This window comes from Actinomyces weissii (assembly GCF_016598775.1).
Lineage (GTDB): Bacteria > Actinomycetota > Actinomycetes > Actinomycetales > Actinomycetaceae > Actinomyces > Actinomyces weissii.
Map to the genome: position 1 here is coordinate 480,471 of NZ_CP066802.1, position 19,807 is coordinate 500,277.

Consider the following 19,807-nt stretch of genomic DNA (forward strand, 5'->3'; position numbering starts at 1 on the left):
TCAGGCCTCCGGCTGGTCGTTGGTGCGGGTGGTCATGCCGTCGTGACCGGCTAGCGGCACGCCCCGGGCGGGGGCGTCGGTGCGCGGGGCGCTGGCGTCCGAGTCCGGGTGGGTGCGGTGCCACCACTGGCGGAAGGTCTCCTTGGGGGTGACCGGCAGGTCGCGGGCGGAGGTCCAGCCGCTGATGACGGGGGCGGGGATGTGCCCGATAGAGCCCTTCTTCCCGCCCAGCAGCCGGGTGGTCTTAGCGCCCTGCGCCAGGGCGCCCCAGATCGTCTTGTTGGACATGGCGGGGGCGGCGGCGTTCATGGCCAGGTCCCACACGTCCGGCAGCAGCTTGCGCTTGACGTCCACGCTGCGGGCGCGCAGGTGGATCAGGATCGTGGGGATGTCGATCTTGACCGGGCAGACCTCGCCGCAGGCCCCGCAGAGCGAGGAGGCGAAGGGCAGGGTGTGCACCGGGTCGTCGTCGGCCAGCCCCTGGGTGAGCTGGGGGGTGAGGATCGCGCCGATCGGGCCAGGGTAGACCGAGCCGTAGGCGTGTCCGGAGGTGTGCTGGTACACCGGGCAGATGTTCATGCACGAGCCGCAGCGGATACAGGCCAGCGCGGAGCGGCCGATCGGGTCGGACAGCACCTTGGTGCGGCCGTTGTCCATGAGGATCAGGTGGAACTCCTGGGGGCCGTCACCGGGGGTGACGCCGGTCCACATGGAGGTGTAGGGGTTCATCCGCTCGCCGGTGGCCGAGCGCGGCAGCAGCTGGGCGAAGATCTCCGCGTCCTGGTAGCGCGGCACCAGCTTCTCCACGCCCATCAGGGTGATGAGGGTGTCCGGCAGGGTCAGGCACATGCGGCCGTTGCCCTCGGACTCGAAGATGGACACGGTGCCGGTCTCGGCGATACCCATGTTGGTGCCGGAGATGGCCACGGGGGCGTGCAGGAACTTCTTGCGCAGGTGGGCGCGGGCGGCTCCCGCCAGCTCCTCCGGCTTGTCAGAGAGGTCCTGGGGGGCGTCCTCCATGCGGTCCAGGAAGATGCCACGCACCTCGGAGCGGTTGCGGTGGATCGCGGGCACCACGATGTGGGAGGGCATGTCGTCGGCCAGCTGGACGATCATCTCGGCCAGGTCGGTCTCGTGGACGTCGATGCCCTCGGCCTTGAGGTGCTCGTTCATGTTGATTTCTTGGGTGGCCATGGACTTGACCTTGACGACGTCGTCGCAGCCCTTGGCCCGCAGGATGTCGGTGATGATGGCGTTGGCCTCGGCGGCGTCCCGCGCCCAGTGCACGATCCCGCCGTGCTTGGTGACGTTGGCCTCGAACTGCTCCAGGAGCTCGGGCAGGCGGGAGGCCACCTCGAACTTGACGGCCTCACCGGCCTCGCGCAGCTGCTCCCAGTCAGGCATCTCGTCCACGCGCATCTGGCGCTTGCCGCGGATGGTGCGGGTGGCGTGGCCCAGGTTGCGGCGCATCTGGGTGTTGGCCAGGGTCTTGCGGGCCGCCTCGGGGAAGGTGGGGCCCCAGCGCAGGGCGTCCTCCGGGATGGAGACGGTGGTGCGCCAGCCGCCGGTGTGGGTCTCCTCCTGGGGGCTGACGGTCTGCGGCATGCCTAGGTACGTCTGCGTCATCGTGAAACCACCTGTGCGCTAGCGGGGGCGAAGGAGATGTTGCCGGTGAAGGGGGCGTCCTTGGTGGAGGCCAGGATCTCGGCCAGGTGCATGACACGCACGCCTGACTTCAGGCGGGACAGTCCGCCACCGATGTGCATCAGGCAGGAGTAGTCGCCGGTGCACAGCACCTCGGCGCGAGTGGAGACGATGTTGGAGACCTTGTCGGCCAGCATGGCGGTGGAGACGTCGGAGTTCTTCACCGAGAAGGTGCCGCCGAAGCCGCAGCAGACCTTCTCCTCCGGCAGCTCGATCAGGGTCAGGCCCTCCACGGCCTTGAGCAGCCGGTAGGGGCGGTCCCCGACCTTGGCCACGCGCATGGAGTGGCAGGTGGGGTGGTAGGTGACGGTGTGCGGGAAGTAGGCGCCGACGTCCTCCAGGCCGAGCACGTCGGTGAGCAGCTCGGAGAGGTCGTAGGTGTGGGCGGCCACGCGGGCGGCCTGCTTGGCCAGCTCCTCGTCGCCGACGTGGTTGGCCACCAGCTCCTGCTCGTGGCGGGCGGCGCCGGTGCAGGAGCCGGAGGGCACCACGATGGCGTCCCACTCGCCGTCCAGCACGGGGGAGAAGGTCTTTACGTGGTTGCGGGTGATGGCGGCCGCCTGCTTGAAGTAGCCGGTGTTGGCGTGCATCTGGCCGCAGCACACCTGCCCCTCGGGGAAGACGACCTCGTGCCCGAGTCGCTCCAGGATGCTGACTGTTGCTTGCGCTGCCTGCGGGAACATGGTGTCTGCGAGGCAGGTCGCAAAGAGTGCGATTCGCACGGTTACCTCCACGGCTTCGTTGACGAGACCGGGCCAGCATATGGACGCCGTGGGCTGCTTGGCCTCCGGGAACGGGGCGGGCTCCCGGCCGCTAGGACGAAAGGCCGTGACGGTGCGGAAAAGTCCGGTGGAACCGGAGGCGGGGTGGGGCTCTGGCGGCGCCCTGGAAGCCGTCTTTTGGGAGGTATTGCGCAAGCCCCGGCTTGGGTTTTGTCAGGAGGGCGACGGCGGGGTGCGGCGGGGCGCGGTGAGCCTCCCGCGCCGGGAGGTCAGGTGGGCTCCGGTGCCCGGGCGGGCGCCCGGGTGGGACCTTAGGGGCGAGCCGCGAGCTGTTGCAGGTAGCTGGGGCGCAGGGCGACGGACTTTACGAGTAGCTGGTCGGTGAGCAGGCTGCCGTCCAGGTAGCTGGCGGCACCTGGCACGGTGATCAGGGGCTGGGGGCTGCCGGTGGCCAGGTCGTAGCGGGTCAGGGTCAGGGGCTTGGTGGTGTCCCGGGGCACGTACAGGGCGTAGACGGCGGTGTCGGTGACCACGAACCTGGAGCTCCAGTCCCTGTCCGTCAGGGGGACCTGGAAGCGGTTCTGCAGGACGCCGGTGGTGACGTCCACGCTGAGCACGTCCCCGTTGCGGGTCACGCAGGTGTAGACCGGGCCTTCCAGGTGCCCGGTGTCGGAGAAGGCCTCATCTGAGATGAGCTGGACGGGGGCGCCGTCGGGGGTGGTGACGGGGACGGTGCTGCGCGCGCTGGTTACCCGCCAATTAAGCCACGCCGCCACGCTCCAGGGGGGAGATTGCCAGGCGCGCCGTGGCTTGCTGCATGTGTGCCTGCGTGGACGGGGGTGCCGGGCCTTTCCGCAGGAGGTCGCCAGTTTGAGTCCTACTGTTTGCCTCCGCAGGTGGGGCTCCGGGGGCTAGGCGATACCGCAGTCCGCAGCCGCGCCAGCAGTGCCAGACGCGCCCGCGCCGCCCGCCGTCGGCACCAGAAAACGGCAGAGGACGGCAGCGGCGCCGACGAGCCCGTAGGCCCGACCGGCGCCGCTGCGTGCCTGGTGCCAGTGCAGGTGTCACACGGGCATGTAGCTGCCCAGCCAGCCCTGGGAGGCGATGAACACCAGCGTGCACAGCACCAGCAGCAGGCCGATGGAGTAGGGGGCGGCCTTCTTGAGGATCTCCGCGTCCGTGCCGGGTGCGTTCACGGCGGTGGCCGCGATAGCCAGGTTCTGCGGGGAGACGATCTTGCCCAGGCCGCCACCGACGGTGTTGGCGGCCAGCAGGATCTGGGGGTCCAGGCCCGCCCCGGCGGCGGCGGTGGCCTGCAGGTTCGCGAACAGCGCGCCCGCCGAGGTGGCGGAGCCTGCCACAGCGGTCCCGATCCAGCCCAGGATCGGGGACAGGAAGCCGAAGGCCGCGCCGGTGGTAGCCAGGGCCGCGCCGATGGAGGTGGTCTGCCCGGAGAAGTTCATGACGTAGGCCAGGGCCATGACCATGGAGATGGTCAGGATCGCCAGGCGCAGGTTGTAGACCGTCTTGGGCAGGACGGCGAACATCTCGCCCACGCTGGTCTGGAAGCGCCCGCCCGAGGACCGCAGGCCGTAGACCACCGCCACGATCACGCCGGTCACGAAGATCCAGGTGCCCGGGTTGGACAGGATCTGCAGGTTGTAGACCGCGGAGCTGGCGGGCTCGCCCTGGGCGTTGAGTAGGGACCCGTACACGCCCGGCCACTGGATCTTGATGTCAGTGGCGGACAGGGCGGCGGCCAGGGGCTTGGACAGCTTGGTCACGGCGATGATGGTGACCACGAGCACGTAGGGCAGCAGGGCCAGGACCACGCGCTCACCGTTGGGCTTGTCCGCCGCCGCGACCTCGGTGCGGTACTCCTCGGGGGTGTGGGGGGTCCACACCAGCAGGAACAGGTAGCAGGCGGCCAGCCCCAGCAGGGAGGCGACCACGGCGGTCAGCTCGTAGGAGACCGCGGGGGTGAAGAAGTGCCCGGCTGCGGTGGCGGCGCCGGAGACCAGCGCCAGGGGCCACAGCTGCTTGATGCCGCGGGTGCCGTCGAGGATGAACAGCAGGACCACGGGCACGAAGGAGGCGATGATCCAGGACAGGTGCCCCATGTTCTGGGCCACCAGGGTGGGCTCGACGCCGCCGAGCTTGCCCGCGGTCGTCGTCGGGATGGCCATGGCGCCGAAGCCCACGTTGATGGCGTTGCCGACGATGGTGGCGATCGCGGCCTTCAGGGGCGGCAGGCCCAGGGCCACGAGCATGGCGCCGGTGATGGCCACCGGCGCGCCGAAGCCCGCCAGGCCCTCCATCAGGCCGCAGAAGGAGAAGGCCACGATCAGTGCCTGGGCGCGCTGGTCGCCCTTGCCGATCGTGTTGAACACGGCCTTGAGGTCCTGGCTGCGCCCGGAGGTCTCCGTGAGGTTGTAGAGCCACACGGCGGCGATGATGATGTAGATGATCGGCACGAAGCCCAGGGCCAGGCCCTGGGTGCCGGACATGATCGTCATACCCACCGGCATGCCGAAGGCGAGCACCGCGATCAGGACCGACAGGGCGAAGGAGATGATCGCGCACCAGTGGGTCTTGACCTTGAACGCGCCCATGAGCACGAAGAACGCCACCAGGGGCAGCAGGCCCACGGCGGCGGTGGCGAAGACGTTGTCCCCCACCGCGGTGGTGGAGGGAGTGAAGGTGGCGTTCGGCAGAGCCAGGTACTGGCTCGGCAGGTCTGCAAAGGGTGCAAGAGTCATATCTGCTCCGTGGCTAGGGGCTCGGTGGGGCGCCGTTGCGTCCGCCGGTTGCCCGCACATACTGGCACACACGTGACCGCTGTTACGAGACTGTCTGGGACCAAGGTCTAGGCAATATACCCCCTGGGGTATACATTGGGTGCTGAGAGGCCCCGATGACGCCCGTCTAACAAGGAAGTGGAGAGCCCCATGTGCCGACCTGTGACCTGCAAGAAGTGCTCCAAGACCACCTGGGCTGGCTGCGGCCAGCACGTCGCCAGCGTCAAGGCCCAGGTCCCCCCGGGCCAGTGGTGCACCTGCGACCGCAACGCCCCCAAGGACGGCGGGGCCACCACCTCCCGCGGCGGCTTCCTGTCCCGTCTGCTCGGGGGGCGCTGAGCATGGCTGCCCCCGCCCCTGCTCCCGCTCCCGCCGCCAGCCAGGCCCCGGCTGCCCCCGGCCGCCGCGTCGTCGTCATCGGTGGGGTGGCAGCCGGGATGAGCGCCGCCACCCGCCTGCGCCGCCTGGACGAGCACGCCCAGATCACCGTGCTGGAGCGCGGCGAGCACGTCTCCTTCGCCAACTGCGGCCTGCCCTATTACGTGGGCGGAGTCATCCCCCGGCGTGAGGACCTGCTCCTGCAGACCCCCGCCTCCCTGGCCGCCCGCTTCAACCTGGACGTGCGCGTGCGCACCGAGGCCCTGGGCATCGACCGTGCCGCCCGCACCGTGCAGGCGCGCACCACCCACCCGGACGGCTCCGTCACCGAGACCCTCCTGCCCTACGACGCCCTGGTGCTGGCCCCCGGCGCCAGGCCCGTGGTGCCCCCGGTCCCCGGCATCGAGCGGGCCCTGACCCTGCGGGACGTGCACGACGCCGACGCCCTGGCCGCCGCCGTCGCCACCGGTGGGGCCGACGGCGGGCCCGCCCGCAGCGCCGTCGTGATCGGGGCCGGGTTCATCGGCCTGGAGGTGGCCGAGAACCTCCACCGCCAGGGCCTGGCCGTCACCCTGGTGGAGCTCGCCGAGCACGTGCTGGCGCCCCTGGACCCGGAGATGGCCGCCCCCGTGGCCGAGCGGCTGACCCAGGCGGGCCTGGACGTGCGCACCAGCACCTCCGTCACCGCCCTGACCGCGGGTACGGCCCAGCTGACCGACTCAACCACCGTGCCCGCCGACCTGGTGGTGGTCTCCGTGGGCGTGCGCCCCGACACCGGGTTGGCCCGCGCCGCCGGGCTGGAGCTGGACGAGCGCGGCGGCATCGTGGTGGACGCCCAGCAGCGCACCAGCGACCCCGCCATCTGGGCCGCCGGGGACGCCGCCGTCAAGACCGGGGCCATCGACGCCGCCCCCGCCCTCGTGCCGCTGGCCCAGGTGGCCAACCGCCACGGGCGCGTGGTGGCTGACGCCATCGCGGGCCGCCCCAGCCGGTCCGTGCCCACCATCGGCACCGCGATCGTCGGGGTGCTGGGGCTGCAGGTCGCCCTGACCGGCTGGTCCGAGACCCGGGCCCGCGCCGCCGGGCTGGAGGTGGAGGTCGTGCACGTCCACCCCACCGACCACGCGGGCTACTACCCCGGGGCGCGGCCCATGAGCCTGAAGCTGGTCCTTGAGGCTGGCAGCGGGCGGATCCTGGGGGCCCAGGGCGTGGGGGAGACCGGGGTGGACAAGCGCCTGGACGTCATCTCCACCGCCATCCGCGGCGGGCTCACCGCCGCCGACCTGGCCGACCTGGAGACCGCCTACGCCCCGCCCTTCGGCTCGGCCAAGGACCCGGTGCACATGCTCGGGCTGGTGGCGGACAACGTGCTCAGCGGCCTGACCCGCACCATCCAGTGGCATGAGCTCGACGCCGCCGTGGCCGCCGGGGCCACCGTGGTGGACGTGCGCAGCCCGGCCGAGTACGCGCGCGGGCACGTCCCCGGCGCCGTCAACCTGAGCGTGGACGGCCTGCGCGAGCACCTGGACGAGCTGCCCGCCGGGCCCCTGGTGGTCTCCTGCCAGGTGGGCCTGCGCGGGCACGTGGCGGCCCGCCTGCTCAGCCAGCTGGGGCGCGACGTGCGCAACCTCGACGGCGGCTACCGCACCTGGTCCGCGGTCCACGGCACCGGGGTGACCGGCAGCGCCCCCGGCGCGGCTACCGTCCCTGGCGCGGGAGCAGGTGCTGGTGCGGTGCCCGCCGCTGGTAGGGCTACGGGTGCTGGGACGGCCACCGGTCCGGGTGCGGCCACCGGCGCTGGTTCGGCCGCCCGTCCCGATGCGACCACTGCCCCCGCCCGGCAGGAGGGCTGAGCCGTGGCCGTGGCGCTGGACCCCGAGCAGCTGCGCCCCACCATCACCCGGCTCAAGCGGGCCCGTGGCCAGCTGGAGGCCGTGATCCGCATGCTGGAGGAGGGGCGGGACTGCGAGGAGGTGGTCACCCAGATCGCCGCCGTGTCCAAGGCGGTGGACCGGGCCGGTTTCACCGTGATCGCCACCGGCATGCGCGCCTGCCTGGAGGCAGAGGCCCGGGAGCAGGCCCAGGCGGCGCCCCAGGCACAGGACCAGCCGGGGGGCGCACAGGGACGGGCCCTGGACACCACCCGGCTGGAGAAGCTGTTCCTGTCCCTGTCCTGACAGGTCCCGACCCTCGATCTGTGCGTCCGAGCTGTGCATTTTGGCTCGACTGGTGCGGTATTCCGGCACCAGTCGAGCCAAAATGCACAAGTGGGGCCTGGGGGCTAGTCCACATCGTCGTCCACCCAGTCGAAGGTGCGGGTCACCGCCTTCTTCCACAGGCGGTAGGTGCGGTCGCGCTCGGCCTGGTCCATGGAGGGCTTCCAGCGCTTGCCCTCCTGCCAGTTGGCGATCACGTCGTCGGTTCCGTTCCAGAAGCCGACCGCGATGCCGGCGGCGTAGGCGGCCCCCAGGGCAGTGGTCTCTGCCACCACCGGCTGGATCACGTCCACGCCGCACAGGTCCGCCTGGAACTGCATGACCAGGTCGTCGTGGGTCATGCCGCCGTCCACCTTGAGCTCCTTGAGCGGCACCCCGGCGTCGGCGTTCATGGCCTCCAGCACCTCCGCGGACTGGAAGGCGGTGGACTCCTCCACCGCGCGGGCGATGTGCCCCTTGGTGACGTAGCGGGTCAGCCCCACGATCGCGCCACGGGCGTCGTCGCGCCAGTAGGGGGCGAACAGGCCGGAGAAGGCCGGGACGAAGTACACCCCGCCGTTGTCCTCCACCGTCCTGGCCAGCTCCCCGATGTCGGAGGACTTCTCGATCAGGCCCAGGTTGTCGCGCAGCCACTGCACCAGGGACCCGGCCACGGCGATCGAGCCCTCCAGGGCGTAGACCGGCTTGGAGTCACCCAGCTGGTACAGGACCGTGGTCAGCAGGCCGTTGCTGGAGAAGATCGGCTCCTCGCCGGTGTTCATCAGCATGAAGCAGCCGGTGCCGTAGGTGTTCTTGGCCATGCCCTTCTCGAAGCAGGCCTGGCCGAAGGTGGCGGCCTGCTGGTCGCCCAGGATCCCGGAGATCGGGGTGTCGATCAGCAGCCCGTTCTTGCGGCCGTAGCCGTAGACCTCGGAGGAGGACTTGATCTGGGGCAGCATGGACATGGGGATGCCGAAGTCCTGGCAGATGTCCTCACGCCACTGCAGGGTGCGCACGTCCATGAGCAGCGTGCGGGAGGCGTTGGTGACGTCGGTGGCGTGCACGCCGCCGTTGACGCCGCCGGTCAGGTTCCACAGCACCCAGGTGTCGGGGGTGCCGAAGAGCAGGTCCCCGGCCTCGGCCTTGGCGCGGGCGCCCTCCACGTTGTCCAGGATCCACTTGACCTTGGTGGCTGACGGGTAGGTGGAGATGTTCTCGCCGGTGACCTGCCGGTAGCGCTCGGTGCCCAGGGGGTGCCCGGCGGCGATCTTCCGGGCGATGGCCCCGGTGCGCACGTCCTGCCAGACGATGGCGTTGTAGACGGGCTCACCCGTGTTCCTGTCCCACACGATGGTGGTCTCGCGCTGGTTGGTGATGCCGACGGCGGCCAGGGAGTGCCGGTTGATCTCCGCCTTCTGCAGGGCCTCGGCGACGACGGCGCGCACGGACTCCCAGATCTCCACCGGGTCGTGCTCCACCCAGCCGGGGCTGGGGAAGATCTGGGTGAACTCCTTCTGGCCGATGGACACGACCTCCCCGGCGTGGTTGAAGACGATGGCGCGGGAGGAGGTGGTGCCCTGGTCGATCGCCAGGACGTACTTCTTCTCGGTGTGCTCGGTCATGGATGGTCCTTTCAGCTGTTGGTTAGGGGTTGTGGGGGCTCGGGCCGGTGCGGGGCGCGCTCAGGCCAGGCCGCTGACGAAGGCGAGCACGGTGCCCGCGACGGCGCCCAGGAGCGGGCCGACCACCGGGACCCAGGCGTAGCCCCAGTCGGAGTCGCCCTTGCCCTTGATGGGCAGGAGGGCGTGGGCCACGCGCGGGCCCAGGTCGCGGGCGGGGTTGATGGCGTAGCCGGTGGGCCCGCCCAGGGAGGTACCGATCACCACGATGACCAGGGCCACGCCGAGGGGGCCGATCTGGCTCTGGGTGTGGCCGGAGACGTAGATCCACAGGATCAGGACGGCGGTGCCGATGGCCTCGGTCAGGGTGTTCCAGCCGTAGGAGCGGATGGCGGGGCCGGTGGAGAACACGGCCAGCTTGAGGGCCGGGTCGCAGTCCTCGTCAAAGTGCTGCTTGAAGGTCAGCCAGCACAGGACGGCCCCGGTGAAGGCCCCTAGCAGCTGGGCGACGCAGTAGACCAGCACGTTGGTGGCGGTGACGGCGATCCCGCCGGCGTCCAGGGCGGGCCCGTTCAGGGTGACCGCCGGGTCGAACAGGTGCCCGACCACCTTGGCCAGGGTCACGGCCGGGTTCAGGTGCCCGCCGGTGCCGTAGGCGACGTAGACGCCTGCGAGCACGGCCAGGCCCCACCCCCAGTTGATCATGAACCAGCCGGCGTCCTTGCCCTTGGACTTGGGCAGCAGGTTGGTGGCGACCACGCCACCACCAAGTAGCAGGAGGATGGCGGTGCCGAGGAGCTCGGACATAAATATCTGAGTGAGGCTCATTGCCAGCTGACTCACTTTCTGCACGTCCTTGTGCGTCGTGTGCGGCCTTGCGACGGGCGTCAGGCGCCTGGGGCCGGATCTGGGCGCCAAGCCTGTGCGGGAAGGTGACCTGGGCCCGTCAGTAGAATGAGGGTAGGTCACAAAGTGCTTGCGCCTGCCTGCTTCTGGTGGGCTGTTCGGGGCCGGCCGCCGTCCCGGGCCAGCCGTCTCGGCGGGGGTCTGCCTTGTGCCTGTAGGGACAAGTGCAGGTGGTCTACGGGCCGGGCAGGATAAGGTGCAGCCTCCTGCCCCACCGGGTGAACGTTTGTGCTAGGTGCGTGCACGATTTTCTAACAGCGTGTACTTCTAGAACCAGGACGACTGGGATGGTCCCCAACCGGGACGGCCCGGCCCCGGCACTCTGGGCTAGGAGGACCAGCGTGAGAACCATGAGCGCGGACGTCGTCGTCATCGGCGGCGGGGCCACTGGCGTCGGTGCCGCCCGCGACGCCGCCATGCGCGGGCTGCAGGTGGTGCTCCTGGAGCGGGCGGACCTGGCGCAGGGAACCTCCGGGCGCTTCCACGGGCTGCTGCACTCCGGGGGCCGCTACGTCGTCTCCGACCCTGAGTCCGCCCAGCAGTGCGCCCAGGAGAACGACGTCGTCAGCCGCATCCACGCCAACGCCGTCGAGCGGACCGGTGGGCTGTTCGTGGTCACCCCCCAGGACGACCTGGACTTCTCCGAGCAGTTCCTCGCCGGGGCCCGGGAGAACGGGGTGGCCTGTGAGGAGGTCACCCCCGGCCAGGCCCTGCGCCTGGAGCCCCGCCTCAACCCGGGCCTGAAGCGGGCCTTCCGGGTCAACGACGCCGCCGTGGACGGCTGGCAGATGGTCTGGGGAGCCGCCCGCTCCGCCCAGGCCTACGGCGCCCAGGTGCTCACCTACCACGAGGTCACCGGCTTCGTCGTGGAAGGCACCGGCAGCGACCGGCGGGTGGTGGCCGTGCGCGCCCGCGGCCTGAAGACCGGTGAGGAGCTGACCGTCTCCAGCGCCGTGGTCATCAACGCCGCCGGGCCCTGGGCCGGACGGGTGGCCGCGCTGGCCGGGGCCACCAGCGTGGAGGTGGTCTCCGGCGCGGGCGTGATGGTGGCCGTCAACCACCGGCTCGTCAACCACGTCGTCAACCGCTGCGTCAAGCCCGCTGACGGTGACATCATCGTCCCCGCCCACACGGTCACGGTTATCGGCACCACCGACCACCGGGCCGAGGACCCTGACCACCTGGCCATCCCCCGGGACGAGGTGGCCTACATGCTGGACCAGGGGGAGGTGCTCCTGCCCGGCTTCCGGGAGAGCCGGGCCGTGCACGCCTGGGCCGGAGCCCGGCCCCTGGTGCTGGACAAGCGCGTCTCCGGGGACGACACCCGCCACATGAGCCGCGGCATGACCGTCATCAGCCACCGGGAGGCCGACGGCGTGGCCGGGATGGTCACCGTCGCGGGAGGCAAGCTCACCACCTACCGCCTCATGGCCAAGCTGGCCGTCGACGCCGCCTGCGCCGAGCTGGGGGTGCAGGCCGCCTGCACCACCGACACCGAGCCCTGCCCCGGGGCCGAGGCAGGGCGCAACCACCGGGCCACCCACCGCCTGGAGCAGCGTGAGGCCGACCGCCTGGAGAACCAGGTAGTCTGCGAGTGCGAGCTGGTCACCCGCCAGCAGGTCACCGACCTGCTGCAGGAGCAGCCCAACGCCTCCATAGACGACCTGCGCCGCCAGCTGCGCGTCGGCATGGGCCCCTGCCAGGGAGGCTTCTGCTCGCCCCGGGTCGCCGGGATACACGCCAGCTGCCAGCAGGCCCAGGCCGCCACCTCCACCGAGATGCTGCGCACCTTCCTGCGCCACCGCTGGATCGGCCTGTGGCCCGTCCTGCACGGGCTGCAGGTGCGTGAGGCGGCCCTGAACCTGTGGATGGTCCAAGGGACCCTGGCCCTGGAGGACCTGCCCGCCACCCCGCCGCCACCACAGGTCGCCACCGCCATAACCGGGGCCGAGGACGGCGAGCAGGACGCCGCCGACCTGGCCGCCGCCCGCGCCTGGCTCAGCCAGGCACCCGTCGTGGCCGCTGCGGCACCGGCGGTGAGGGAGACCCACCAGGAGGGGGCCGCATGAGCAGCGACGTCGTCGTGATCGGGGCCGGGATCGCCGGGTACAGCGCCGCCCTGCGCCTGCGCCAGGCCGGGGCCCGTGTCACCCTGCTCACCAAGGGGATGGGCGGGCTGTCCCTGTCCACCGGCAACCTGGACGTACTGGGACGCCTGGGAGGCGTGGCGGGACCTGCTGGCCCCGGGGCGGGTGGCGAGGCCGAGCGCTGGCAGCGCCGCGCCGTCACCCACCCCTACGCCGCTATCGCCCAGGACGGGCTCCTGCCGGAGGGGCACCCCTACCGGGTCATCGGGGCCCAGCGCACCGCTGCCGCCGTGTCGGGCCTGTGCGCCCTGGTGGGGCCGGAGCTGCTCAGCCCCCGGGCGCACGAGGACCCGGCAGGCCCGCAGAACCTGTGGCTGCCCACCGCCCTGGGCGCCGTCCGCCCCAGCCTGGTGGTCCAGCCCACCATGACCGCCTCCGCGCTGAGGCCCGGCGGCAGCTACCTGGTGGTCGGCCTGGCCCGTCTCAAGGACCTGAACGCCGAGCTGGTGGCCGCCAACCTCAGCCGCAGCGAGCTGCCGGAGGGCGGGCAGGTGCAGGCCCGGGCCGTCACCATCGACTTCCAGGCCCGCAGCGGGGAGGCGGACACCAACGCCGTCGGCCACGCCCGCGCCCTGGACACCCCAGCCGGGCGTGAGCGCCTGGCCCAGGCCCTGGCCGGGCAGGTCCGCCCCGGAGAGACCGTGCTGCTGCCTGCCGTGCTGGGCCTGGAGCGCCCCGGTGCCTGCCAGGAGCTGGCTGAGCGGCTCGGGGCCCCGGTCGGGGAGATACCCCTGGTACCGCCCTCCGTGCCCGGGCTGCGCCTGGAGCACCACCTGGAGCGCCTGGCCGTCGCCCAGCGCGTACGTGTGGTCATGGGCGGGCGCGTGGTCGCCAGCCGCCGTGAGCGCGGCCGCCTGGTCTCCGTCACCAGCGCCGCCTCCGGGCGCGCCCGCGAGCACCACGCCGCCGCCTTCGTGCTGGCCGCAGGCGGCTTCGAGTCCGGGGCGCTGGCCATGGACTCCCACGGGCAGGTCACCGAGACCGTGCTGGGCCTGCCCCTGGCGGGCGTGAGCCCGGACCCCGCTGAGAACCTGCGCCGCCTGATCCACCGCGACTACTGGGGCATGCCCCAGGGCGTGTTCCGGGTCGGCGTGGCCGTGGACTCCCAGATGCGCCCCCTGGGCCCCGACGGCGAGCCCGCCCTGGAAGGGGTGTACGCCGCCGGGTCGGTGCTGGCCGGGGCGGTGCGCTGGGCGGAGATGTCCGGTGAGGGCATCGCCCTGGGCTCCGCCTGGGCCGCCGCCGACGCGGTGCTGGCCGGGCTGGGGCACGGCGGCCAGCCCGCAAGCCAGCCCAGCAGCGCAGCGCGTCCGGGCCAGGAGGCCGCCGCAGACCTCGACGTCGCCAGGCCGGCCACGGCAGGCAGCCGCCCGAGCCGGATCGCCGGCGCTACCGCCCAGGACCGGGCCGACGTCGTCGGCACCCCGGCAGAGCGCGACCCCAAGGAGCAGCACTGATGTTTGACCTGGACGTCCTTGCCAAGCGGTGGGACCTGGCCCTGCCCGGTGCCGGGGGACGGGCCGTGCGCAGCGGCTCCGCCGCCCTGGACAGCGCTGGCCACAACCTGGCCCGAGCCAGCCTGGACTGCTGCGTGAAGTGCAATATCTGCGAGACCATGTGCCCGGTCATGGCCGTCACCGAGCTCTTCCCCGGGCCCAAGTTCGTGGGGCCCCAGGCGGAGCGCTACCGCAACGGCCAGAGCGTGGACCACTCCATCGACTACTGCTCCTCCTGCGGCACCTGCACCCGCGTGTGCCCCCAGGGCGTCAAGGTCGCCGAGCTCAACAACCAGGCCCGCGCCGTCATGCGCGCCCAGACCGGTGCGGTCAGCCTGCGTGACCGGATCATCACCCAGACCACCCTCATGGGCAAGGTCATGACCCCCGTGGCCCCTGTCGCCAACGCGGTGCTGGCCAACAAGCCCGCACGCGTGGTCATGGAGAAGGTCATCGGCGTGCACCGGGACGCCCCCATGCCCCAGGCCGAGCCCCGCTCCCTGCGGCACTGGCTCAAGCACCGCCGCAAGCGCACCGACACCCTGGTACCCGCAGGCTCGCGCGGGCCGATCGTGTTCTTCCACGGCTGCGCGGGCGGGTACTTTGAGGTGGAGACCTCCAAGCGCGCCATCGAGGTGCTGGAGCACATCGGCTACGACGTCGTCATCCCCCAGCAGGGCTGCTGCGGCCTGGCCGCCCAGTCCAACGGCCTGTACGGGCAGGCCAGCGCCTCCGTGGTGCGCCTGTGCGAGCAGCTGCGGGCCGCCGGGGAGGGGCTGACCATCGTGTCCACCGCCGGGTCCTGCGCCGGGATGCTCAAGCACGAGGCCCACGAGATCATGGGCGTGGAGGCTCCTGCGCTCGCGGACGTGTCCACCCGCACCGTCGAGGTCTCCGAGCTGCTGCGGGACCTGGACGAGGCCGGGCAGCTGCCGCACAGCTTCCGGCGTATCGAGGCTACGGTCGCCTACCACCCGCCCTGCCAGCTCAAGGGGCAGAACATGGGGCTGCCCGCCATAGACGTCATGGAGCTGGTGCCCGGCTTCCAGGTGGTGGAGTCCGGCAAGGCCTGCTGCGGCATGGCGGGTACCTACGGCCTCAAGAAGGAGAAGTACGAGGTGGCCCAGGCCGTGGGGGCGTCCCTGTTCGAGCTGGTGCGGGAGGTCAACCCGGGGCTGGCAGTCTGCGACACGGAGACCTGCCGCTGGCAGATCCAGAAGTCCTCCGGGGTGCGTACCGTGCACCCGGTGTGGGTCATCCACGCGGCCTACGGGCTCTCCCGGCTGCCTGGGGTGGAGGACTGAGCCTTTTGCCAGCCTGAACCGCTGTCCCGCGGCGCCGGTTGTGGAATCATGGGCAGGGACCCTGAACGGACGTGCACCATCTAGGGGGTGGGCGACGTGCCCGTAGAACCGCCCAGGAGCGCCTCACAGTGTTATGAGGCCGCCTCCATGTACTACGTCCAGGGCGAGACCATGGAGGTTATCGCCCGGCACCTGGGGGTCTCCCGCTCCACCGTCTCCCGCCTGCTGGCCCGCGCCCGTGAGGACGGCGTCGTGCGCATCACCCTGGTAGAGCCTGGTGGGCGCGGCAGCCTGGAGTCCGAGCTGCGGGAGTCCTTCGGCGTGGAGGCCCGTATCGTGCCGGTGCGTGAGGGCACCACCGAGATCCACCGCCTGGAGCAGGTCTGTGCCGTAGCGGCGCGCAGGCTGGTTGAGCTCGCTCCCGCCGACGGCGTGATCGGCACCGCCTGGGGCACCACCATGAGCGAGGTGTGCGCGGCCCTGCCAGCGCGCCCGGTGCCGGGCCTGAGCGTGGTCCAGCTCAACGGCGCCTCCGACCCTGAGGGCGTGGGTCCCAGCGCCGGGGAGGTGCTGGCGGCCTTCCATGAGCGCCTGGGGGCACGCACCGTCGCCTTCCCCGTGCCCGCCTTCTTTGACCACGCCTCCACGCGGGAGGCCATGTGGTCGGAGCGCTCGGTGCGGCGCGTGCTGGCACTGGCTGAGCGGGCCGACCTGGCGGTCTTCGGGGTGGGAACCGCCCCGGTTCCCGGGCAGGGGCACGCCGTCACCCTGCCCAGCCAGGTCTACGCCGGAGGGCACCTTACTGACACCGACCGCCTGCTGCTGAGCCGCGAGGACGTGGTGGGGGACGTGTGCACGGTGATGCTGCGCGCCGACGGCTCCTGGCAGGGCATCCCCCTGAACCGGCGGGCCACCGGCCCCACGCCCGCGCAGCTCGCCCGTATCCCCCGCCGTCTGTGCGTGGTGGCAGGCACGGGCAAGGCCCGGGCCCTGCTGGCGGCCCTGCGGGCGCGGGTGGCCACCGACCTGGTGGTGGACGAGGCCACGGCCCGGGCGGTGCTGGCCCTGGCCCGCAAGCGCCGCCCCCGGCCACGCGGTAGCCGCTGAGCTGCGCGTAGGCCCTGACACAGGCTGGGCCAGTGACGCATCTGTGAGGCCCAAGCCGCCTCGTGCCTCCCCGGGCACCTGTGACCTGGCCGGTACAGTGCAGGACATGGCAGCGGGGGATGAGGCGCACGGGCGGGGACCACGGTGGATCCCCGTCGAGCAGGGCGTCCGGATAGCCCGCGCTCGCAAGAAGGCGGCGGAAAGCAGACGGCGGGGTGCTGCCGGGGCGGGGCCTGCTGGGGTAGAGCGCGCCGGGACTGGAAGCACCCCGGGTGCTAACGGCAGGAGCCCGGCCCGGGGAGCGGACGGTGGAGCGCCCAGGACCGCGGCCACGCGCAGCAGTACCGCCAAAGCCGGTTCAGCCAAGCCTGGTACGGGCCGGGCCGCCCAGAGCGGCACCGGCAGGAGCGGCGCTAGCAGGTCGGGTACAGGCCGCTCCGCGTCGCCAGGGAGTACCCACCGGGAGCAGCCGGACTCAGACGTGCCCGGGGCCCCCGGCCGAGGCGCCCGCCAGCAGCGTCCGGCTGCGGCGAGCGGGCGGCAGCAGCGTCCGGCCGCCGGTGGTGCTAGGACTGCCAGCAGGGCTAGTGCGGCTGGCCGGGCTCGCGGAGGCCCAGGGGCCAGCGCCAGGCAGACGGCGGGCGCCGCGCCAGCTGCAGGCGGAAAGGGTAGCGCCCCGGGCGGTGCAGGCCGGAGGACGGCGGGCACCACCCGGGCTGCTGCCAGTGGCACCCGGCAGGCAGGAGGCCGGACGGCCGCTGCGGGCCGCCCCCGCCAGACCGGGGCCGCCCCGCGCGGGGCCAGCCAGGCAAGCCCGGCGGGTGGCAGGCCGAGCCGCTCCACCCGGACCCCGGCTCCCGGAGGCACCCACGGGCGGCAGCGGCCGCAAGCCGCGCAGCAGCGGGGACAGCGGGCGGGCGGGCGGACGCCGTCGGTACCCGGGAAGAGCGGAGCCTTGCGCACCCGCCAGGCAGTGAACCCGGTGGCGCAGCACCGTCCGGGGCAGGCGCGCCGTGGGCTCGCCCCCCGGCCCCGCCGCACGCTCTCGCCCCAGGAGCGCCAGCGCCTTGTCTGGATCGGGAAAGGGGTGGCGGCGGTGCTGGGGGTGATCGTCATCAGCGTGCTCCTGATCTGGGGCACGGCGGCGTACCGGGAGATGGTCCGGCAGCAGAACGCGGAAGCGGCGGCGCGGGCACAGAAGACGGTGTACCCGGTGCCTTCTAGCTGTGCTCCGGGAGACCTGGAGGTCAGGGTGAACCTGCCTGACACGGTGGCCGTGGGGGCGGGGGCCACGGTCAACCTGGAGTTCGTCAACCAGGGGGTGGAGGACTGCCTGCTGGACACCTCCGCTGAGTCCCTGACCATGCTGGTCACCTCCGGGGGGCAGACGGTGTGGGACTCCCAGGTCTGTCCGGCAGGCGACGCCGGGGGCACCCTGTTGCTACCGGGCAGTGCAGCCACCGCGGTGGACCCGGCTGGGCTGGTCCCCACGCCCGCAGCCGCCGGGCTGTCCAGCTCGGCGACGGCGTCGCTGCACTGGGACGGGAAGGTCTCCGGGCCGGGCTGCGCCGCCGACAAGGCCACGGTGGCGGGCGCGGGCACCTACCACCTGCGCGTGGCCCTGGGGGGCGAGGACGTCCTGGGGGACCGCGTCTTCGTGGTCCGCTGAGCCCGCCGTCCCCGCCGTCTGCGCTACCTCTACGGCTTCCGTGGCCACCAGCCCCTGACGTGCCGCCTCGGCCGCCTCTAGCCGTGTGGGAGGGCGGCCCCTACGGCCTCGCCCACGTGCCCCACCGGCAGGAAGGTCAGGCCCTTGACCGGGCGCAGCTCCTCGCTGCCTGCCAGAGGCACTATGGCCCGGTCGAAACCCAGTCGGGCAGCCTCCGCCAGGCGCCGCTGGATGCCCACGGTGGCGCGTACCTCACCGGTCAGGCCGACCTCCCCGAAGGCCACCAGTCCTGGGGGCGTGGGGAGGTTGCGGGCGGCACTGACCACGGCGACGGCGACGGCCAGGTCCGTGGCGGGCTCCACCGCCCGGGCCCCGCCCACCGTGGAGACGTACACGTCCGCCGTCGAGGTGTCCACCCGCAGGCGGGCGGACAGGACCGCCAAGGACATGGCCACACGGGCGTGGTCCACCCCCGAGGTGGTGCGCCGCGGGGAGCCTGCGCCGGTGGCGGCCACCAGGGCCTGCACCTCCACGGGCATGGGGCGCCGTCCCTCCAGGGTGACGGTGGCGCAGGTGCCGGGCACCTCGCTGCGGGCGGCGGACAGGAACAGGCCGGAGGGGTCGGCCAGGCCCACGATGCCACGCTCACCCAGGTCGAAGCAGCCCACCTCGTCCGTGGGGCCGTAGCGGTTCTTGACGGCGCGCAGCAGGCGCAGGCGGGCGTGGCGGTCCCCCTCGAACTGGCAGACGACGTCCACCAGGTGCTCCAGCACCCGCGGGCCCGCGATCCCGCCGTCCTTGGTCACGTGGCCGACCAGCAGCACCGGGATGCCCCGGCTCTTGGCCACCGAGATCAGGGCGGAGGCGACGGCCCGCACCTGGGTGACGCCCCCGGCGCCGCCCTCCACCTGGGTGGAGGAGACGGTCTGTACGGAGTCCACCACCAGCAGGGAGGGGTTGGTGGCCTCCACGTGCCCCAGCAGGGTGCCGAGCTCGGTCTCGGAGGCCAGCAGCAGCGCCGGGTCGATCGCCCCGATCCGCTCCGCACGCAGGCGCACCTGGCTGGCGGACTCCTCCCCGGTGACGTACAGGACCGGGCCGGTGCCCTGCTGGCGGGATACGGCGGCGGCCTTGGCGGCGACGTCAAGCAGCAGCGTGGACTTGCCGACGCCGGGCTCACCCGCCAGCAGCACCACGGCCCCGGGCACCACGCCCCCGCCCAGCACCCGGTCCAGCTCCCCGACCCCGGTGGAGCGGGCCTGGGCCTCCTGGGCGCTGACCTCCGCGATAGGGCGGGCGGCCACCGTGGGGCGCACGGTGACGGCGCTGGCAAGCGCGGCCCCGCCGCCGGGTGCCGCAGTAGTGGTCCCGGCCCCGGGCTCACGGAACTCCTCCAGGGTGCCCCACTCCTTGCACTCGCGGCACTGGCCCAGCCACTTGGGGCTGGTCCAGCCGCACTCGGAGCACAGGAAGGAGACGCGGGCCTTGGAGGTCTTGGCGGAGGCTCTGGCTGCAGGCATGGCTAGAGGATATTTCCACCCTCCGACATCACCCCCTTGCCTACCGCGAGACCGGGACATATGTACCGCGAGACCGGTAAGGGTGGCCTTACTTGGTGGCTGTGAGGGAGGGGGGCGCCCGGAGGTCAGCGTGTAAGTGGGGGAGTACCTGTGCCGGTGGGCCACCCGTGCGGGTGCGGCAAGGGATGCAGGGTCTCTCGCGGCTACCAGCGGGTGGCTGCAGGCCCTGGCGGCCCCGTCCG

At 72.3% G+C, this 19,807-nt stretch carries 15 protein-coding genes; 8 read left to right on the forward strand and 7 right to left on the reverse strand.

Translation table 11 applies throughout. The annotated features are described in order from the left end of the window. From JG540_RS01945 to JG540_RS01960, 4 genes are all read right to left on the reverse strand, one after another. Window positions 1-1,626, reverse strand: a complete 1,626-nt coding sequence (locus JG540_RS01945) for a LutB/LldF family L-lactate oxidation iron-sulfur protein (protein ID WP_200276475.1) — start codon at window positions 1,624-1,626, stop codon at window positions 1-3. Further along, window positions 1,623-2,426, reverse strand: a complete 804-nt coding sequence (locus JG540_RS01950; protein WP_200276476.1) for a (Fe-S)-binding protein — start codon at window positions 2,424-2,426, stop codon at window positions 1,623-1,625. The genes JG540_RS01945 and JG540_RS01950 overlap by 4 nt, the downstream gene beginning before the upstream one ends. 311 nt (window positions 2,427-2,737) lie before the next feature. Then, window positions 2,738-3,202, reverse strand: coding sequence for a hypothetical protein (locus JG540_RS01955; RefSeq protein WP_200276479.1), 465 nt, complete (start codon window positions 3,200-3,202; stop codon window positions 2,738-2,740). A 288-nt stretch (window positions 3,203-3,490) separates the two neighbouring features. Continuing rightward, window positions 3,491-5,185: an L-lactate permease gene (locus JG540_RS01960; protein ID WP_200276481.1), complete on the reverse strand. Its 1,695-nt coding sequence runs from the start codon at window positions 5,183-5,185 to the stop codon at window positions 3,491-3,493. 201 nt (window positions 5,186-5,386) lie between these two features. On the opposite strand from JG540_RS01960, the gene JG540_RS01965 reads away from it, so the two are divergent. From JG540_RS01965 to JG540_RS01975, 3 genes are read left to right on the forward strand one after another with little or no spacing between them, the layout of a single operon-like run. Then, the gene (locus tag JG540_RS01965) at window positions 5,387-5,563 is read left to right on the forward strand and encodes a hypothetical protein (protein WP_407648335.1); all 177 of its coding nucleotides are present in this window, start codon (window positions 5,387-5,389) and stop codon (window positions 5,561-5,563) included. A gap of 2 nt (window positions 5,564-5,565) precedes the next feature. Further along, window positions 5,566-7,455 carry an FAD-dependent oxidoreductase gene (locus JG540_RS01970; RefSeq protein ID WP_234042866.1) on the forward strand — a complete coding sequence of 630 codons (1,890 nt, stop codon included), beginning with the start codon at window positions 5,566-5,568 and terminating at the stop codon, window positions 7,453-7,455. 3 nt (window positions 7,456-7,458) lie between these two features. Next, window positions 7,459-7,779 carry a metal-sensitive transcriptional regulator gene (locus JG540_RS01975; RefSeq protein ID WP_267977944.1) on the forward strand — a complete coding sequence of 107 codons (321 nt, stop codon included), beginning with the start codon at window positions 7,459-7,461 and terminating at the stop codon, window positions 7,777-7,779. Window positions 7,780-7,883: 104 nt separating this feature from the next. On the opposite strand, the gene glpK is transcribed toward JG540_RS01975, so the two are convergent. Both glpK and JG540_RS01985 read right to left on the reverse strand, forming a co-directional pair. Further along, window positions 7,884-9,419 carry a glycerol kinase GlpK gene (gene glpK, locus JG540_RS01980; protein ID WP_200276487.1) on the reverse strand — a complete coding sequence of 512 codons (1,536 nt, stop codon included), beginning with the start codon at window positions 9,417-9,419 and terminating at the stop codon, window positions 7,884-7,886. Window positions 9,420-9,479: 60 nt separating this feature from the next. Further along, the gene (locus tag JG540_RS01985) at window positions 9,480-10,244 is read right to left on the reverse strand and encodes an MIP/aquaporin family protein (protein ID WP_200277990.1); all 765 of its coding nucleotides are present in this window, start codon (window positions 10,242-10,244) and stop codon (window positions 9,480-9,482) included. Between the two features lie 428 nt (window positions 10,245-10,672). Here JG540_RS01985 and glpA point away from each other — a divergent pair, with 428 nt between their 5' ends. The 5 genes from glpA (at window position 10,673) to JG540_RS02010 (ending at window position 18,045) form a co-directional block, all read left to right on the forward strand. Continuing rightward, a complete protein-coding gene (glpA, locus tag JG540_RS01990) occupies window positions 10,673-12,391 on the forward strand; it encodes an anaerobic glycerol-3-phosphate dehydrogenase subunit GlpA (RefSeq protein WP_325133474.1) in 1,719 nt (572 codons plus the stop codon). Continuing rightward, window positions 12,388-13,926 carry a glycerol-3-phosphate dehydrogenase subunit GlpB gene (glpB, locus tag JG540_RS01995; protein ID WP_200276493.1) on the forward strand — a complete coding sequence of 513 codons (1,539 nt, stop codon included), beginning with the start codon at window positions 12,388-12,390 and terminating at the stop codon, window positions 13,924-13,926. Before glpA ends, glpB begins: the two co-directional genes overlap by 4 nt. Next, window positions 13,926-15,269, forward strand: coding sequence for an anaerobic glycerol-3-phosphate dehydrogenase subunit C (locus JG540_RS02000; RefSeq protein ID WP_200276496.1), 1,344 nt, complete (start codon window positions 13,926-13,928; stop codon window positions 15,267-15,269). The genes glpB and JG540_RS02000 overlap by 1 nt, the downstream gene beginning before the upstream one ends. Before the next feature lie 147 nt (window positions 15,270-15,416). Then, the gene (locus tag JG540_RS02005) at window positions 15,417-16,376 is read left to right on the forward strand and encodes a sugar-binding transcriptional regulator (RefSeq protein WP_200276499.1); all 960 of its coding nucleotides are present in this window, start codon (window positions 15,417-15,419) and stop codon (window positions 16,374-16,376) included. Window positions 16,377-17,331: 955 nt separating this feature from the next. Next, a complete protein-coding gene (locus JG540_RS02010) occupies window positions 17,332-18,045 on the forward strand; it encodes a hypothetical protein (RefSeq protein ID WP_200276501.1) in 714 nt (237 codons plus the stop codon). Window positions 18,046-18,122: 77 nt separating this feature from the next. On the opposite strand, the gene radA is transcribed toward JG540_RS02010, so the two are convergent. Then, entirely contained in the window at window positions 18,123-19,565 is a 1,443-nt protein-coding gene (radA, locus tag JG540_RS02015; RefSeq protein ID WP_200276504.1) for a DNA repair protein RadA, read from the reverse strand. Window positions 19,566-19,807: the final 242 nt, after the last annotated feature.

Bases quoted from the DNA above. Each gene is read 5' to 3' on its own strand.
- JG540_RS01945 (WP_200276475.1), bottom strand. From the start codon at position 1,626: ATGACGCAGACGTACCTAGGCATGCCGCAGACCGTCAGCCCCCAGGAG.
- JG540_RS01960 (WP_200276481.1), bottom strand. From the start codon at position 5,185: ATGACTCTTGCACCCTTTGCAGACCTGCCGAGCCAGTACCTGGCTCTG.
- JG540_RS01970 (WP_234042866.1), top strand. From the start codon at position 5,566: ATGGCTGCCCCCGCCCCTGCTCCCGCTCCCGCCGCCAGCCAGGCCCCG.
- glpK (WP_200276487.1), bottom strand. From the start codon at position 9,419: ATGACCGAGCACACCGAGAAGAAGTACGTCCTGGCGATCGACCAGGGC.
- JG540_RS01985 (WP_200277990.1), bottom strand. From the start codon at position 10,244: ATGAGCCTCACTCAGATATTTATGTCCGAGCTCCTCGGCACCGCCATC.
- glpA (WP_325133474.1), top strand. From the start codon at position 10,673: ATGAGCGCGGACGTCGTCGTCATCGGCGGCGGGGCCACTGGCGTCGGT.
- glpB (WP_200276493.1), top strand. From the start codon at position 12,388: ATGAGCAGCGACGTCGTCGTGATCGGGGCCGGGATCGCCGGGTACAGC.
- JG540_RS02000 (WP_200276496.1), top strand. From the start codon at position 13,926: ATGTTTGACCTGGACGTCCTTGCCAAGCGGTGGGACCTGGCCCTGCCC.
- JG540_RS02005 (WP_200276499.1), top strand. From the start codon at position 15,417: ATGTACTACGTCCAGGGCGAGACCATGGAGGTTATCGCCCGGCACCTG.
- radA (WP_200276504.1), bottom strand. From the start codon at position 19,565: ATGCCTGCAGCCAGAGCCTCCGCCAAGACCTCCAAGGCCCGCGTCTCC.